Raw genomic sequence first — 14462 nt, 5'->3', positions numbered from 1 at the left:
ACCCGTTTCCGTTCGTGGAGCCGGCTCAACCGTCCGGGGTCAGAACTTGAAGTTCAGGCCGAGTTTCACGTTGTGGTAATCGGGAGTGGCCTGGGTCGAGACCCCTCCGTCAACCTCGAAAGTCCGGGTGGTCTTGCCGAAGTTGGCATATTCATATTCGCCCGTCACCGACATGCGGTTGCTGAGCTTTCTCTCGACGCCAAGGCCGACGATATAGCCATTGCTCTTGAAGTCCCGGCTCTCGCTCATCGAGCCGCCGCTGCCATCGGTGCCCGCAACCTTGTATTCGACGTCGGCGCGCGCGATGCCGGCGATGCCGTAAAGCAGAAGATCGGGACGCAGCGCATAGCCGGTCTTCAGGCGCAGTGCGAGGACGTTCCTGATCTTCGACGAGACATCGGTCGAGCCGCCAAGTTGATTGTCGAAGGTGATCGTGTCCTTGATATTGCCGGCCTCGAAGCCGAGTTCGGGGCCGAAGACCCAGCGATCCCTTTGCCAGCGATAACCCACATGCAGGCCCGCATTGGCGCCGCCAAGCTCAAGTTTCCCGGCATCGCCCAGATAGGTGCCCGTGTCGACTTCGGTGAATCCGACGCGGTCGTCGCCGCCAAAGGCATAGCCCAGCGTCAGGCCGGCATAGGCACCCGCCCAATCGCCGACCGGCGCGCTTTCGACGACCGGGGCCGTGACGTCGGTATCAACGACAGGGGGCGTGTATCCGCCCGCATTCGCGGCCAGAGCCGTGCCGAGGGCCAGCGAGGCCACGGCCCCAGCGGTCAGGGAAGCTTTCACAAGAACAGCGCACATATTCACAACTCCTTCATGTCGCGATACCGGCAGGGCGTGGCAGCGCCGGTATCGGAGTTGGCCGTTAGCTAGTCCTGTGGTCTGCCTGCTGCAAGAAGGCTCATGCAATGATACCATTTTGTCGCGCAATTCGCGACATGATAGCAACAAGACCCCTTGGGCTGCGCAGGGAACGGTAAGCTCTCTGGCGCAATTCGAGGGCTGGCGTGGCTCAGATATCCAGGTTTTCCACGCTCAGGGCGTTCTGCTGGATGAAGTCGCGCCGCGGCTCGACCACATCGCCCATCAGCTTGGTGAAGATGTCGTCGGCCTCGCCCAGATCCTCGACCCGCACCTGCAACATGGTCCGTGCCGCCGGGTCCAGCGTGGTTTCCCAAAGCTGCTCGGGGTTCATTTCGCCCAGGCCCTTGTAGCGCTGCAGCGACAGGCCCTTTTCACCTTCCAGGAAGATGGCTTGCAGCAGGCTCATCGGGCCGTGGATCGGGATGCCGCGATCCTTGCGGATCAACTGCGCGGTCTGGCCATAGACATCGCGCAGCGCATCGGTCATCGCGCCCAGCCGCCGGCTTTCGGCGCTGCGCAGCATCGGGCCGTCCAGGGTGCGGCTTTCCTCGACCCCGCGCAGCAGGCGGGTCAGGCGAATGCCGGCATCCTGCGTCGGGCGGCCGGTCCAGCCGCGCTCATATTCCTCGGCGATCATGTCGAGGCGTTGCGCCACGGCATTCGCCACCCCCTGCGCATCGGCATCGACCCGGCCCTGGACCAGTGCGCCGGCAATGGCGGCCTGCTCGGTGATATGGGGCGGATAATGCGTCGGATAGGCGCGCAGGATGCGGCGCACGACGCGCGCCTCCTCGACCACGCGGGCCAGGTCGGCGCCGGTCAGGGTCTCGCCATTGCCAAGCCGCAGGCTGGCGCCGTCGACGCCCTGTTCGATCAGGTAATCCTCGAGCGCCGCCTCGTCCTTCAGATAGACCTCGGAGCGGCCGCGGCTGACCTTGTAGAGCGGCGGCTGGGCGATATAGAGATGCCCCGCCTCGATCAGCTCCGGCATCTGCCGGAAAAAGAAGGTCAGCAGCAGCGTGCGGATATGCGCACCGTCCACGTCGGCATCGGTCATGATGACGATCTTGTGGTAGCGCAGCTTGTCCAGGTTGAACTCGTCACGCCCGATGCCGGTCCCCAGCGCGGTGATCAGCGTGCCGATCTGGTCACTGGACAGCATCCGGTCGAACCGTGCCCGTTCCACGTTCAGGATCTTGCCGCGAAGCGGCAGCACGGCCTGGTTCTGGCGCGAACGGCCCTGCTTGGCAGAGCCACCGGCCGAGTCGCCCTCGACGATGAACAGTTCCGACAGCGCCGGGTCCTTTTCCTGGCAATCGGCCAGCTTGCCGGGCAGGCTGGCCACGTCCATCGCGGTCTTGCGGCGCGTCAGTTCGCGGGCCTTGCGCGCCGCTTCGCGGGCCAGCGCCGCCTCGATGATCTTGCCGAGGATGGATTTCGCCTCGGCCGGGTTTTCCTCGAACCATTCGGCCAGTTTCTCGCCGATCAGTCCCTCGACTGCCGGGCGCACCTCGGACGAGACCAGCTTGTCCTTGGTCTGGCTGGAGAATTTCGGGTCCGGCACCTTTACGGACAGCACGCAGGTCAGCCCTTCGCGGGCGTCGTCGCCGGTGAAATCGACCTTTTCCTTGCGGGCCGCGCCGCTGGATTGGGCGTAATTGTTGATGACGCGGGTCAGCGCGCCGCGAAAGCCGGCCAGATGCGTGCCGCCGTCGCGCTGCGGAATGTTGTTGGTAAAGGGCAGCACGGTTTCATGGTAGCTGTCGTTCCACCACATCGCCACCTCGATGCCGATGCCGTTGCGCTCGCCGGTGATGAAGATCGGCTCGGGCATGACCGGGGTTTTCGAGCGGTCGATGAACTTCACGAACTCCCGCACGCCGCCTTCATAGTAAAGCTCGGTCCGCAGCGGCTCGGCGGGACGTTCGTCCTCCAGGATGATGCGCACGCCCGAATTCAGGAACGCCAGTTCCCGCAGCCGGTTTTCCAGCACCTTGTAGCTGTATTCGCGGTTCAGGAAGGTGCCGTCCGGCCGATCCTCCTTGGACGAGGCCAGGAAGCGCACTTCGGTGCCCTTTTCGCCCGGCTCGGCATCGCCGACCACGCGCAGGTGCTCGACCGTGTCGCCGTTCTCGAACCGGGCGTAGTGCTCCTTGCCGCCGCGCCAGATGCGCAGCTCCAGCCAGTCCGACAGCGCGTTGACGACCGAAACGCCGACGCCATGCAGGCCGCCCGAGACCTTGTAGCTGTTCTGGTCGAACTTCCCGCCGGCATGCAGCTGGGTCATGATGACCTCGGCCGCGCTGACCCCCTCGGTCGGGTGCATGTCCACCGGGATGCCGCGGCCGTTGTCGCGTACCGAGACGCTGCCATCGGCATGGATTTTCACCCGCACGAAGTCGGCATGACCGGCCAGCGCCTCGTCGATGCCGTTGTCCACGACCTCGGTGACCATGTGGTGCAGGCCCGAGCCGTCGTCGGTATCGCCGATATACATGCCGGGGCGCTTGCGCACCGCTTCCAGGCCCTTGAGAACCTTGATGGAATCGGCGCCGTAGTCGGAGGTCTGGGGGGCGGGTTCGGTCATTGTCTTCTTATCCTGCCTTGGACCCGCATCTTATAGTGTGCGCTGCACGGAATGTCACGGGAAAGCCACAATATTTAGGGGCGCGAGACCTCGCGGCGCCCGGTCGGGCCGGCGGGGCTGCGCAGGCGGCCATTTTCCGCCGCAAGGGCCCGGCTTCTTCGTTCCCCAAATACTCATTTTGCCGGTTCAGGCCAGGCCCGGCTCGTCCAGCAGGGTGCGGCCGTCCCGGCTTTCGATCTCGATCACCCACAGGTCTGGATCGCGGGCGGCGTTGCGTGCGATCTCGGCGTCGATCTCGGGTTCCCCGGCCTCGTTCAGTCGCAGCCAGAGCCGCCGGTCGGTCTCGAAATCCCATTCGCGGACCCAAAGGCTGGCGCGGCCGTCCAGCGTGGCGCATTTCACCATCACGCTGCCTGCGGTGTCGTCGCCGTGCCGGGTGACATAGGCCGGGATGTCGGCAAGGCCCAGCCGGCGCAGATAGGCCGCAACCCAGATGCCTGCGGCCAGCCGCGCCTCAGGCATCGCCGTCGCGGAAGTCGAGGCCCATCTCGTTATAGCGTTCGGCCTCGTCCAGCCAGTTCTCGCGCACCTTCACCTGCAGGAACAGGTGGACGGGGCGGCCCATGAACTCGGCCAGTTCCGCGCGGGCGGCCTGGCCCACGGCCTTGATCGTCTCGCCGCCCTTGCCCAGAACGATGCCCTTGTGGCCGGGGCGGGCGACATAGACGATCTGGTCCACCCGGGCCGAGCCGTCCTTTTTCTCCTCCCAGCGCTCGGTTTCCACCGTCAGTTGATAGGGGATTTCCTCGTGCAGGCGCAGGGTCAGCTTTTCGCGGGTGATCTCGGCGGCGATCATGCGCATCGGCAGGTCGGCCACCTGATCCTCGGGGTAAAGCCAGGGGCCCTCGGGCACCTGCCCGGCCAGCCATTCCAGCAGGTCGTCGCAGCCATGGCCCTTTTCGGCCGAGATCATGAAGGTGCGGGTAAAGTCGAAGGCGGCATTGACCTGTTGCGACAGCGCCAGCAGCGTCTCGGATTTCACCCGGTCGATCTTGTTGATGACCAGCGCCACCGGGGTCGTCCCGGCATGGTCGCGCAGGTTGTCGATGATCGCCTGCGTGCCGTCGGTCAGCCCGCGATGCGCCTCGATCAGAAGCAGGATCACGTCGGCATCGGCCGCGCCCCCCCAGGCCGCCTTGACCATGCTGCGGTCGAGCCGCCGGCGTGGGCGAAAGATGCCGGGCGTATCGACGAAGACGATCTGGCTCGCGCCGCGCATGGCGATGCCGCGGATGCGGGCGCGGGTGGTCTGCACCTTATGCGTCACGATCGAGACCTTGGCCCCGACCATCCGGTTCAGCAGGGTGGACTTGCCGGCATTCGGCTCGCCGATCAGGGCGACGAAGCCCGCGCGTGTCTGGGTCATGGCGTTCTTTCGATTTGCTCCAGCATCGCGGTGGCGGCGGCCTGTTCGATGCTGCGTTTCGTGCCCTTGCCGCTGGCGCTGGCCTCGCGGCCGTCGTCCAGCCGGACGGTGATCTGGAATTCCGGCGCGTGGTCGGGGCCGGTGCGGGCGATCTGGACATAGCGCGGCGGGCTCATGCCCTGCGCCTGCGCCCATTCCTGCAATGCGGTCTTGGCGTCGCGGGCATCCGTCTCGACATTGGCCAGCCGGTCGGACCAGAGGCCCAGCACCACGCCGCGCGCGGTTTCGAAACCGGCGTCGAGATAGACGGCGGCGATCACCGCTTCCATCGCGTCCGCCAGCAGCGCCTCTTTCCGCCGTCCGCCCGACATCATCTCGGACCGGCCGAGCTTCAGCACCTCGCCCAGCCCGATCTCGCGGGCGATGGCGGCGCAGGTCTCGCCCTTGACCAGCGCGTTGTAGCGCGGCGCAAGCTGGCCCTCGGTCGCGGCGCGGTCGGCCGAGAACAGCGCCTCGGCGATGGTCAGGCCCAGCACCCGGTCGCCCAGGAATTCCAGCCGCTGGTTGTCGGGCCGTGTCGTGCTGGCGATCGAGCCATGCGTCAGCGCGCGGCGCAACAGGTCGGGGCGCGAGAACTCATGCCCCAGCCGTTCCGAGAATGCGCGCAGGTCTGCGGAAATCTTCATGTGCCGATCCTGCCACGGCGCGGGGCGCCGCGGCAATTCTTCCCTTAGTCCACGGCCTTCAGGAACCGATCCGGTCGCCAGGTCCAGAAGTAGAGCAGAGATTTGCCGGCCGAGGAGAACATGATCCTGTCCGCGCGCCCGATCAGGTATTCGGCGGGCACCATGCCGACGCCGCCGACCGCCGCGGGCCAGCGCGAGTCGCCCGAATTGTCGCGGTTGTCGCCCAGGAAGAAATAGTTCCCTTCGGGCACGGTGAATTCCGCCGTGTTGTCGCCGGGGCCGTTGTCGATGATGTTCAGGACGTCATGCGCCACGCCGTTGGGCAGCGTCTCGGTATGGCGGTCCTTTTCGCAGATCCCGCCTTCCGGCACCGGCTCGTTGCGGCATTTCGGCAGGCTTTGCTGCGGACCTTGCGGGGCGTAGGGCTCGGTAAAGGTGCCGGCGGGCTGTTGCGGCACTTCCTGTCCGTTGATCCAGAGCACGCCGCCCTTCATCTGGATGCGATCGCCGGGCAGGCCGATCACCCGCTTGATGAAATCGTCGCCCCGCGTCGGATGGCGGAAGACCACGACATCCCCGCGCTCGGGCTCGGAGCCGAGGATGCGCCCCGAGATCGGGCAGAGCGCGAAGGGACAGGAGACCCGCGAATAGCCATAGGCCATCTTGTTCACGAACAGGAAATCGCCGATCAGCAGCGTGTCCTTCATGCTGCCCGAGGGGATCCAGAACGGCTGGAAGAACAGCGTGCGGAACACGCCCGCGATCACCAGCGCCCAGAAGATGGTCTTGACGGTTTCCCAGATGCCCCCATCCTTGCGGGCTTCGCTCTTGGCCATTTTATGCCATTCCCTTCATCGGCAAGTCGCGCGTTCATGGGGCGCGGGGGACGGCAAAGTCAAGCCGTGCCGGCCTGCGCATTGTCGGGAAGCGCCTCGATCACCACGAAAGCCTGGGCCCAGGGATGGTCGTCGGTCAGCGTCACATGGACATGCGCGCGATGGCCGGGCGGCGTCATCGCGGCCAGCCGCTCGGCCGCCCAGCCGGTCAGCTCCATGGTCGGCTGCCCGCCGCGCAGGTTCCTGACCGCCATGTCTTTCCAGCTGATGCCCATGGCGAGGCCGGTTCCCAGCGCCTTGGAGCAGGCCTCCTTGGCCGCCCAGCGTTTGGCCAGCGTCGCGGCCTCATGCCGGCGGCGCCCGGCCAGCGCCAGTTCCGTCTCGGTGAACACCCGCCGGCGGAAGCGGTCGCCGTGGCGTTCCAGCACCCCGGCGATGCGGTCGATGTTGCAGAGGTCCGAGCCTATGCCGAGAATCATGCGCCTGGTGGGTCCTGTGGTGACGTGGGTATTTGAGAAACGGAAAGATCAGGCGCGGGCCGCGTCCATGTTCCGCCGCATCTCGCGGATCGCCGGGCCGAGGCCGAGGAAGACCGATTCGGCGATGAGGAAATGCCCGATGTTCAACTCGCGCAACTCGGGGATGGCGGCGATCGGGCCGACCGTGTCGAAGGTCAGGCCATGGCCGGCATGGACCTCGAGTCCCAGGAGATGCGCCTGGGCCGCGCCCCTGCGCAGCGCCTCGAGTTCCAGGTCGCGTTCGGCCAGCCGACCCTCGGTGTCGAAGTCGCAATAGGCGCCGGTATGCAGTTCCACCACCGCGGCGCCGATGCGGGCGGCGGCCTCGATCTGGTCCTGTTCGTGGCCGATGAAGAGCGAGACCCGGCAGCCCGCCTCGCGCAGCGGTGCGATGAAATCGGCGAGGAATGCCTCGTTTCCGGCCACGTCCAGCCCGCCCTCGGTCGTGCGCTCTTCGCGCTTTTCGGGAACGATGCAGACGGCATGCGGGCGGTGGCGCAGCGCGATGGCCTGCATTTCCGCCGTCGCGGCCATTTCCAGGTTCAACGGCAGGTGCAGCGATTCCATCAGCCGGTCGATATCCCCGTCCGAGATATGGCGGCGATCCTCGCGCAGATGGGCGGTGATGCCGTCGGCGCCGGCTTCCTCGGCCAGCTTCGCGGCGCGCACCGGGTCGGGCCAGGGCGTGCCGCGGGCGTTGCGGATGGTGGCGACGTGGTCGATGTTGACGCCGAGGCGCAGCATGGTTTTCCCCTTGTGGATTTCAGCGGCAGGTTAGTGCTTTGCCGGCGCAAGTCCAGATGCGGCCACCCACCAGCCGGGATTTGTCCCGGCGATGCGGGCGCGGGCGGCCTGAGCCTCGGCCGCGCTGGCGAAAAGCCCGAAGCATGTCGCGCCCGAGCCGGACATGCGGGCAAGCTGCGCGCCCGCGCTGCGGAGCGCAGCGAGGCAGTCGGCGATTCCCGGCATCAGGGCGATGGCCGGTGCCTCCAGGTCGTTGCGGCATTCATGCAGGAAGCCGATCAGCGCCTGCGCGTCGGGAAAATCGGGCAGCGGTTCGGGCATGGGCGGATTGTCGTGCCGCGCCAGGGCCTTGAACACCGCGGGCGTCGACAGGCCGCGGCCGGGATTGACCAGCAGCACATTGAGTTCGGGCAATGCCGGCAGCGGCGCCAGGATCTCGCCCACCCCCCGCATTCGCACCGGACGGCTGGCGAGGCAGACCGGCACGTCGGCGCCCAGAGCCTCCGGGCGCCGGGGGCTGGCGTCGAGCGCGCGCAGAACCGCCGCCGCGTCGGCCGAGCCGCCGCCGATGCCCGAGGCCACCGGCAGGTTCTTTTCCAGCGTGATCCGCGCCTCGCGTCCGGCCAGCCGTGCGGCGCGCAGGCAGAGATTGTCGGGCTCGGCCGCGAGCCCCGGCGCGAAGGGGCCGGTCAGGCTGAGCGACAGGGGGCCCGGTGCGATCGTCACCACATCGCCCAGCTCCAGGAATACCACCAGCGAATCGAGCAGGTGATAGCCGTCCACGCGGCGGCCGGTCACATGCAGGGTCAGGTTCAGCTTGGAGGGCGCGGCCTCGCGCCGGTGCAGCGGCATGGTTCAGTCGGCCCTGGCGGGTTCCGGGGCGCGGACCTCGGGCAGCTTGCCGCCGTTGGCCTTTTCCTCCTCGAGCACGGCATCGAGGCCGCGTTCCAGCTTGGCGCGGATGCGGTGCACCTCGGCCTCGGTTTCCGGCTTCAGCGACAGGGCGCGGTGCCACTGGATCTCGGCCTCGCGCTTGCGGCCGACCATCCAGTAGATGTCTCCCATATGGTCGTTGACCAGCGGATCGCCCGGCATGGCCGCCACGGCGCGTTCCATCGGCGCCACGGCCTCGGGATAGCGGTCGAGGCGGAAATAGGCCCAGGCCAGCGAATCGAGGATATAGCCGTCGTCCGGGCGCAATTCGACCGCGCGCTGGATCAGCGCCAGCGCCTCGTCCAGCTTTTCGTTGCGGTCCACCAGGCTGTAGCCCAGATAGTTCAGCACTTGCGCCGAATCCGGGCGGATCTTCAGCGCGGCGCGGAAATCCGCCTCGGCCTTGGAGAACTGCCCCGATCGTTCCAGCGCAATGCCGCGGGCGTAAAGCGGGAACCAGCGCGCCTCGGGGATTTTGTCGCCGATCAGGCTCAGCGCCTTGTCATAGGCCGGGACCGCCTGGCCGAACTTGTCCTGCTGGCGCAGCATGTCGCCAAGCGCGATCCAGCCCTGGGCCAGTTCGGGATGGGCGGCGGTCAGCGCCAGCGCGGCCTTTTCGGCATCGTCCAGCCGCTCGGCGCGGGCCAGGGCGTCGATGCGCGACAGTTCGGCGACGGGGCGCATGTCGCCAAGCTCGCGCAGGGCCTCGAATTCGTGCTCGGCCAGGTCGAACTGGCCGAAGCCCTGCAAGAGCTGGGCGGACAAGAGCCGCGCCTCGCCCAGGTCGGAGGCCAGGTATTCGGCCAGCCGGGCATGGATCAGCGCCAGCGGATCGGGCTCGTCGCTTGTCGCCAGCACCGAGCCGAAGGTCAGGAACACCTGCGCCATGCCGTCGGCGGGGCCGCGCGCCGAATCGAAGGGCAGCGTCTCGCCCCGCTTCATGCGGTCGCGCAGCGCCACCAGATAGGGCTCCTCGGCAAAGCCGGGCGTCGCCTCGAGCATGGCGATGGCGTCGCGGTTGCGTTCCAGTTGCGACAGCACCTGGGCGCGGGCGATGACGCCTAGGATATGCGCGCCGGTGGCCGGATCGGCCAGCAGAAGCTCGGCGCCCTCGAAATCGCCGACCCGCGCCTTGGCGAGGGCCAGGTGGTAGTTCACCATCGGCGCTGCGCCGCGCAATTCGGCCAGCTTCTTGAACGCGGTCAGCGATTCGCCGGCCTTTCCGGCGCCCAGCAGCGCCCAGGCGCGCATCATGCCGTCGACCAGAATGCCGCCGCCGGGGGTGGCGTTGCTCCCGGGCGAGGGTGCGGAGTCGATGGCCTCGATCAGCGCGTCCCAGCGCCCGGCCCGCGCCATCTCGGCGCGCTGCACCAGCCGGGCCAGCTCGGTGGCGCGGCCCTGGTCGGACATGGTGCCGGAAAGCGCGGCGGCACGCTCCATCTCGCCGGCCGAGATCAGCGCGACCAGCGCGCTGTCTTGCAGGAAGGGGTCGCTGTCGTCATGGGCCAGCGCCTGGAGGTAATAGCGGGCGGCCACGGGATAGTCGTTCTGGATCGCGGCCATGCGCGCGGCCAGATAGGGGCCGGAGAGGCCGCGCAGGTCCGGCGCGGCATCGACCGGGCGATGCGCCGGCCGCTCGCTGTTCCCGGCGGCGGGGTCCTGGGCCTGGGCCAGCGAAGGCGCGGCCATGGCGGGCCCTTGCAGCAGCGGCAGCAGCGCGATCAGCGCCAGCGGGATCAGTCTTGTGGTCACGGCTTGGGCCCATGTCTCGGCGATTGCGCCAGCGACCCTAGCCGCCGCAGCGCCGATGGGCAACGCCGCGGCTGGCGCGGCGTGCCCGGCTGCGATCACATATTCGGGTAGTTGGGCCCGTCTCCGCCCTGGGGTGTTGTCCAGTTGATGTTCTGGCTGGGGTCCTTGATGTCGCAGGTCTTGCAATGGACGCAGTTCTGGAAGTTGATCTGGAAGCGCGGGCCGTCGTCGCCCTCCAGCACCTCGTAGACCCCGGCCGGGCAGTAGCGCGTCGCCGGCTCGGCATAAAGCGGCAGGTTCACCGCGATCGGCACCGCGGGATCCTTCAGCTTCAGGTGGCAGGGCTGGCTTTCCTCGTGGTTGGTGAAGGAAAACGCCACATTGGTCAGCCGGTCGAAGCTGAGCTTGCCGTCCGGCTTCGGATAGTCGATGGGCTTGTAGTCGGCTGCCTTGCCGGTGGCCTGCGCATCCGTCTTGCCGTGCTTCCAGGTGCCGAGCGGGTTCCAGCCGGTCAGGTTCGCCACCCACATGTCGAAGCCCCCAAGCGCCAGGCTGGCCCAGAGCCCCAGCTTCGACCAGAGCGGCTTGACGTTGCGCACCGGCTTGAGGTCGCGGGCGATGGGGCCGGAACGCAGGTCGGCCTCGTAGTCCGAAAGCTCGTCGCCCGCGCGGCCGGCGGCGATGGCCGCCGCCGCCGCCTCGGCCGCGGCGATCCCGGACAGCATGGCATTGTGGTTGCCCTTGATCCGCGGCACGTTCACCAGCCCGGCCGAGCAGCCGAGCAGCGCCGCACCGGGCACGGTCAGCTTGGGGATCGACTGCCAGCCGCCCTCGGAGATCGCGCGGGCGCCGTAAGCCACGCGCTTGCCGCCTTCGAGCAACTCCGCCACCAGCGGGTGATGCTTGAAGCGCTGGAACTCCATGTAGGGATAGAGATAGGGATTGGCATAGTTCAGGTGCACGACGAAGCCGACCAGCACCTGGTTGCCCTCGAGGTGATAGATGAAGCTGCCGCCGCCGGCGTTCTTGCCCAAGGGCCAGCCCATGGTGTGGGTCACCGTGCCCGGCTTGGCCTTGGCCGGGTCGATCTCCCAGATCTCCTTCATGCCGAGGCCGAATTTCTGCGGCTCATGGCCGGCGGAAAGGTCGTATTTCCCGATCAGTTCCTTCGCCAGCGAGCCCCTCACGCCCTCGGCGATCAGCACGTATTTGCCGCGCAGCTCCATCCCCGGCTCGTAGGCCGGGCCGGGGGTGCCGTCGGCTTCCAGCCCCATCTCGCCGGCCACGACGCCGACCACGCGCTCGCCCTCGTAGACCAGTTGCGAGCAGGCCATGCCGGGGAAGATCTCGACCTCCAGCGCCTCGGCCTGCTCGGCGAGCCAGCGGCAGACATTGCCCATCGAGACGATGTATTTGCCGTGGTTGTTCATCAGGGGCGGCATCGGCCAGTTCGGCACCCGCACCTGGCCATGCGGGCCGAGGATGTAGAAATTGTCCTGGGTGACTTCGGTGGTGACCGGGGCGCCCCTGTCCTTCCAGTCCGGGATCAGCTTGTCGAGGCCGGCGGTGTCGAGCACGGCGCCCGAGAGGATATGCGCGCCGATCTCGGAGCCCTTCTCCAGCAGCACCACGGAAAGCTCGGGGTTCACCTGCTTGAGCCGGATCGCCGCCGACAGGCCCGCAGGCCCGCCGCCGACGATCACCACGTCGTAATCCATCGACTCGCGTTCAATTTCGGACATGGCTCGGCCCCCAACTTCCCTAGCTCGACAATCTGCGCGCAAGACCTAGCGCGTAATATTCTTTCGGGCAATCTTAACGCGACGCACGATAATCAACTTGCGACGTTTTCTCGCCGGGCTGTTGCGGATCGCTCCGGCGGGACTTGAAACAGGGGCCGGATCGCGCCACGATGCCTTTCGGATTTTCAGCGGGCGCCCCCGGCCGATGGCCGGGGGCGTTCCAACAGCTTGTTTCGTGTTGACTGGCGTCGCACCGTTGCGACCGGAAGGACTGGAATGGAAAAGATACCGATGACCCGCGCGGGCTATGACCAGCTGGACGAGGAATTGCGCGAACTGCGCTCGGTCCAGCGCCCGGCGGTGATCCGCGCCATCGCCGAGGCCCGCGAGCATGGCGATCTGTCGGAAAATGCCGAATACCATGCCGCGCGCGAAAAGCAGAGCTTCGTCGAAGGCCGCATCAAGGAACTGGAGATGATCCTGTCTCGCGCCGAGGTCATCGATCCGACCAGGCTGAACGGCAGCATCAAGTTCGGCGCCACCGTCACGCTGGTCGACGAGGACAGCGAGGAAGAACGGACCTACCAGATCGTCGGCGAGGCCGAGGCGGATCTGGAGCGCGGTCTGCTGAACATCCGCTCGCCCCTGGCCCGCGCCCTGATCGGCAAGGACGAGGGCGACAGCATCGAAGTGGTGACGCCGGGGGGCGGAAAATCCTATGAGATCATCTCGATCCGCTATGTCTGAAGATTGGGGCCCGGCGCATGGACTCGCTTGATCCGCTGCGCAGGCTGGCCGTCGAACAGGCCCGCAACCGTGTGCTGATGATCGGCGCGGCGGTCGGCTTGGCCTGGCTGGCGCTGGTCTGGCTGTTCGCGTTTTTCGGCCCCGAGGCCGAGGCCGAGGGGCAGGGTGCGGTGGGCTGGCCGCTCTGGCTGGTCGGGGTGCTTCTGCCCCTGGCGCTGGTCTGGCTGGCGGTCTGGTCGGCGCGCAGCCTGCTGATCCTGCGGCTGGAGGCCGAGGAATTGCGCGCCATGCTGGCCCGGATGCAGGGCGAGGGCGCGGCGGCCGAGCCCATGGCCGAGCCGCGTCCGGTCGCGCCGGCGCCCGCGCCTGCCGTGCGGCGCAGCCCGGTTCCACCCACGCCGCGCCCGGCGGCGGATGCCCGGCAGGCCATGCTGGAGCTTGATTCGCCGCCCGAGACCGAACTGACCGCCACCGAGCTGTTCCACGCGCTGAACTTTCCCGACGGGCCCGAGGATCGCGAGGCGATTCGCTGCCTGCGGCTGGCCTTGGCCGATCCGGGCATGGCCCGGCTGATCCGGGCGGCGCAGGACGTGGTCACGCTGCTGGCCGGGCAGGGCGTCTATATGGACGAGTTGGCGATGCCGCAGACCGATCCGGCATTGTGGCGCCGCTTCGCCGAGGGCGCACGCGGCGAGGCCGTGGCGGCGCTGGCGGTGATTCGCGACGAGGACGCCTTGGCCAGCGCCGGCGCCATGCTGCGCAGCGACGAGGTTTTCCGCGACGTGGCCCATCACTTCCTGCGCCATTTCGACCGGCTGATGAGCCGCAAGGCGCAGGACAGCGACGCGGAACTGCTGGCCGTGCTGGCCGAGACACGCTCGGGCCGGGCCTTCACGCTGCTGGCTCAGGTGACCGGCATGCTGGGCCGCACCGGGACGGAAGCCGAAGACGAGGCGGCGGAGGCGCGCTAAAGCGCCAGCCGCAGCACATGGGCCGGTGCCGACCAGGGCCAGCCCAGCCTCTGGCGGGCCAGCGGCTGAAAACCCATCGCCTGCCATGCCGCCAGGCCGCCATGATTTCCTGCCTCGACCTCGGCGCGCAGGGCGGGGTGGCCAAGCCGGCGGGCATAGGCGGCGGCGGCCCCGATCAAGGCGCGCGCGATGCCTTGCCGACGCCATTGCGGTTGCACGGCGATGCCGTCCAGCACCAGATCCACCGTTTCGGCGCCCGGCCGGTAAAGCCCGGTCGCCAGATGCCGCAGCCGCCCTCGCGCTGGACCCCAGACCGCAACGAAACCCTTGGCATGCGGGGCGAGAAAGCCGCCGCCCGCGTCGCGCAGCCCGGCCATCCCGACCAGCCGCCCCGAGGGCGCCAGCGCCACCAGCGCCTGTTCGGGCCGCATGGCGGCGCGGACCAGCGCCACGCCCTGCCGCGCCGTGGCAGGCCATGGCAGGATCTGCGCCCCGAAATGCCGCCAGTACAGCGCGGCCGCCGCATCATGCAGCCGGGGCGGGATGCCGCGCTGGATACGGGGCGGGGTCTGCGGTCCGGGCATGGCGGTCCTTGTATTGGTGGGGGCCTTGTATGGAGGTTCTTGTGTCGGCCAGCGGTTTTGGCCAAT

Annotated in this window: 14 protein-coding genes; 2 read left to right on the top strand and 12 right to left on the bottom strand. The window is 67.9% G+C overall.

Annotation, left to right across the window (positions count from 1 at the left end; translation table 11 throughout):
* Nucleotides 1-39: 39 nt before the first annotated feature.
* The 11 genes from QPR87_RS19290 to QPR87_RS19240 all read right to left on the bottom strand — a co-directional run bounded on the left by QPR87_RS19290 (nt 40) and on the right by QPR87_RS19240 (nt 12094).
* The gene (locus QPR87_RS19290; protein ID WP_285050894.1) at nt 40-807 is read right to left on the bottom strand and encodes an outer membrane protein; all 768 of its coding nucleotides are present in this window, start codon (nt 805-807) and stop codon (nt 40-42) included.
* A gap of 211 nt (nt 808-1018) precedes the next feature.
* Entirely contained in the window at nt 1019-3457 is a 2439-nt protein-coding gene (gene gyrB / locus QPR87_RS19285; RefSeq protein ID WP_011746763.1) for a DNA topoisomerase (ATP-hydrolyzing) subunit B, read from the bottom strand.
* Nucleotides 3458-3643: 186 nt separating this feature from the next.
* On the bottom strand, nt 3644-3979 hold the full coding sequence (locus QPR87_RS19280) for a DUF1491 family protein (RefSeq protein ID WP_230998467.1): 336 nt from the start codon (nt 3977-3979) through the stop codon (nt 3644-3646).
* Entirely contained in the window at nt 3972-4883 is a 912-nt protein-coding gene (era, locus tag QPR87_RS19275) for a GTPase Era (RefSeq protein WP_230998468.1), read from the bottom strand. The genes QPR87_RS19280 and era overlap by 8 nt, the downstream gene beginning before the upstream one ends.
* Nucleotides 4880-5569: a ribonuclease III gene (gene rnc, locus QPR87_RS19270; protein ID WP_104493353.1), complete on the bottom strand. Its 690-nt coding sequence runs from the start codon at nt 5567-5569 to the stop codon at nt 4880-4882. The genes era and rnc overlap by 4 nt, the downstream gene beginning before the upstream one ends.
* Before the next feature lie 44 nt (nt 5570-5613).
* A complete protein-coding gene (gene lepB / locus QPR87_RS19265; protein WP_011746767.1) occupies nt 5614-6405 on the bottom strand; it encodes a signal peptidase I in 792 nt (263 codons plus the stop codon).
* Nucleotides 6406-6464: 59 nt separating this feature from the next.
* On the bottom strand, nt 6465-6884 hold the full coding sequence (acpS, locus tag QPR87_RS19260) for a holo-ACP synthase (RefSeq protein WP_230998469.1): 420 nt from the start codon (nt 6882-6884) through the stop codon (nt 6465-6467).
* A gap of 48 nt (nt 6885-6932) precedes the next feature.
* The gene (locus QPR87_RS19255; RefSeq protein ID WP_285050888.1) at nt 6933-7667 is read right to left on the bottom strand and encodes a pyridoxine 5'-phosphate synthase; all 735 of its coding nucleotides are present in this window, start codon (nt 7665-7667) and stop codon (nt 6933-6935) included.
* 30 nt (nt 7668-7697) lie between these two features.
* Nucleotides 7698-8519 (bottom strand): 4-(cytidine 5'-diphospho)-2-C-methyl-D-erythritol kinase, encoded by an 822-nt coding sequence (locus QPR87_RS19250; protein ID WP_285050886.1) that lies wholly within the window; start codon nt 8517-8519, stop codon nt 7698-7700.
* Between the two features lie 3 nt (nt 8520-8522).
* Nucleotides 8523-10352: a tetratricopeptide repeat protein gene (locus tag QPR87_RS19245; RefSeq protein WP_285050885.1), complete on the bottom strand. Its 1830-nt coding sequence runs from the start codon at nt 10350-10352 to the stop codon at nt 8523-8525.
* Between the two features lie 95 nt (nt 10353-10447).
* Nucleotides 10448-12094, bottom strand: coding sequence for an electron transfer flavoprotein-ubiquinone oxidoreductase (locus tag QPR87_RS19240; RefSeq protein WP_285050884.1), 1647 nt, complete (start codon nt 12092-12094; stop codon nt 10448-10450).
* Nucleotides 12095-12370: 276 nt separating this feature from the next.
* Here QPR87_RS19240 and greA point away from each other — a divergent pair, with 276 nt between their 5' ends.
* Entirely contained in the window at nt 12371-12841 is a 471-nt protein-coding gene (greA, locus tag QPR87_RS19235) for a transcription elongation factor GreA (RefSeq protein ID WP_011746773.1), read from the top strand.
* A gap of 17 nt (nt 12842-12858) precedes the next feature.
* Nucleotides 12859-13812 carry a hypothetical protein gene (locus tag QPR87_RS19230; RefSeq protein WP_285050883.1) on the top strand — a complete coding sequence of 318 codons (954 nt, stop codon included), beginning with the start codon at nt 12859-12861 and terminating at the stop codon, nt 13810-13812.
* Here the strand turns inward: QPR87_RS19230 and QPR87_RS19225 are convergent.
* Nucleotides 13809-14396, bottom strand: a complete 588-nt coding sequence (locus QPR87_RS19225) for a GNAT family N-acetyltransferase (protein ID WP_285050881.1) — start codon at nt 14394-14396, stop codon at nt 13809-13811. The genes QPR87_RS19230 and QPR87_RS19225 overlap by 4 nt on opposite strands.
* Between the last annotated feature and the right edge of the window lie 66 nt (nt 14397-14462).

The sequence above is a fragment of the Paracoccus sp. SSJ genome, assembly GCF_030234105.1.
GTDB lineage: Bacteria > Pseudomonadota > Alphaproteobacteria > Rhodobacterales > Rhodobacteraceae > Paracoccus > Paracoccus denitrificans.
The sequence above is the reverse complement of the archived record's forward strand: the minus strand, read 5'-3'. Positions and strand labels throughout refer to the sequence as shown.

What these genes read in the sequence shown, in the direction of transcription:
- QPR87_RS19290 (WP_285050894.1), bottom strand. Translation starts at nt 807, where the DNA reads ATGTGCGCTGTTCTTGTGAAAGCTTCCCTGACCGCTGGGGCCGTGGCC.
- gyrB (WP_011746763.1), bottom strand. Translation starts at nt 3,457, where the DNA reads ATGACCGAACCCGCCCCCCAGACCTCCGACTACGGCGCCGATTCCATC.
- QPR87_RS19280 (WP_230998467.1), bottom strand. Translation starts at nt 3,979, where the DNA reads ATGCCTGAGGCGCGGCTGGCCGCAGGCATCTGGGTTGCGGCCTATCTG.
- era (WP_230998468.1), bottom strand. Translation starts at nt 4,883, where the DNA reads ATGACCCAGACACGCGCGGGCTTCGTCGCCCTGATCGGCGAGCCGAAT.
- rnc (WP_104493353.1), bottom strand. Translation starts at nt 5,569, where the DNA reads ATGAAGATTTCCGCAGACCTGCGCGCATTCTCGGAACGGCTGGGGCAT.
- lepB (WP_011746767.1), bottom strand. Translation starts at nt 6,405, where the DNA reads ATGGCCAAGAGCGAAGCCCGCAAGGATGGGGGCATCTGGGAAACCGTC.
- acpS (WP_230998469.1), bottom strand. Translation starts at nt 6,884, where the DNA reads ATGATTCTCGGCATAGGCTCGGACCTCTGCAACATCGACCGCATCGCC.
- QPR87_RS19255 (WP_285050888.1), bottom strand. Translation starts at nt 7,667, where the DNA reads ATGCTGCGCCTCGGCGTCAACATCGACCACGTCGCCACCATCCGCAAC.
- QPR87_RS19250 (WP_285050886.1), bottom strand. Translation starts at nt 8,519, where the DNA reads ATGCCGCTGCACCGGCGCGAGGCCGCGCCCTCCAAGCTGAACCTGACC.
- QPR87_RS19240 (WP_285050884.1), bottom strand. Translation starts at nt 12,094, where the DNA reads ATGTCCGAAATTGAACGCGAGTCGATGGATTACGACGTGGTGATCGTC.
- greA (WP_011746773.1), top strand. Translation starts at nt 12,371, where the DNA reads ATGGAAAAGATACCGATGACCCGCGCGGGCTATGACCAGCTGGACGAG.
- QPR87_RS19230 (WP_285050883.1), top strand. Translation starts at nt 12,859, where the DNA reads ATGGACTCGCTTGATCCGCTGCGCAGGCTGGCCGTCGAACAGGCCCGC.
- QPR87_RS19225 (WP_285050881.1), bottom strand. Translation starts at nt 14,396, where the DNA reads ATGCCCGGACCGCAGACCCCGCCCCGTATCCAGCGCGGCATCCCGCCC.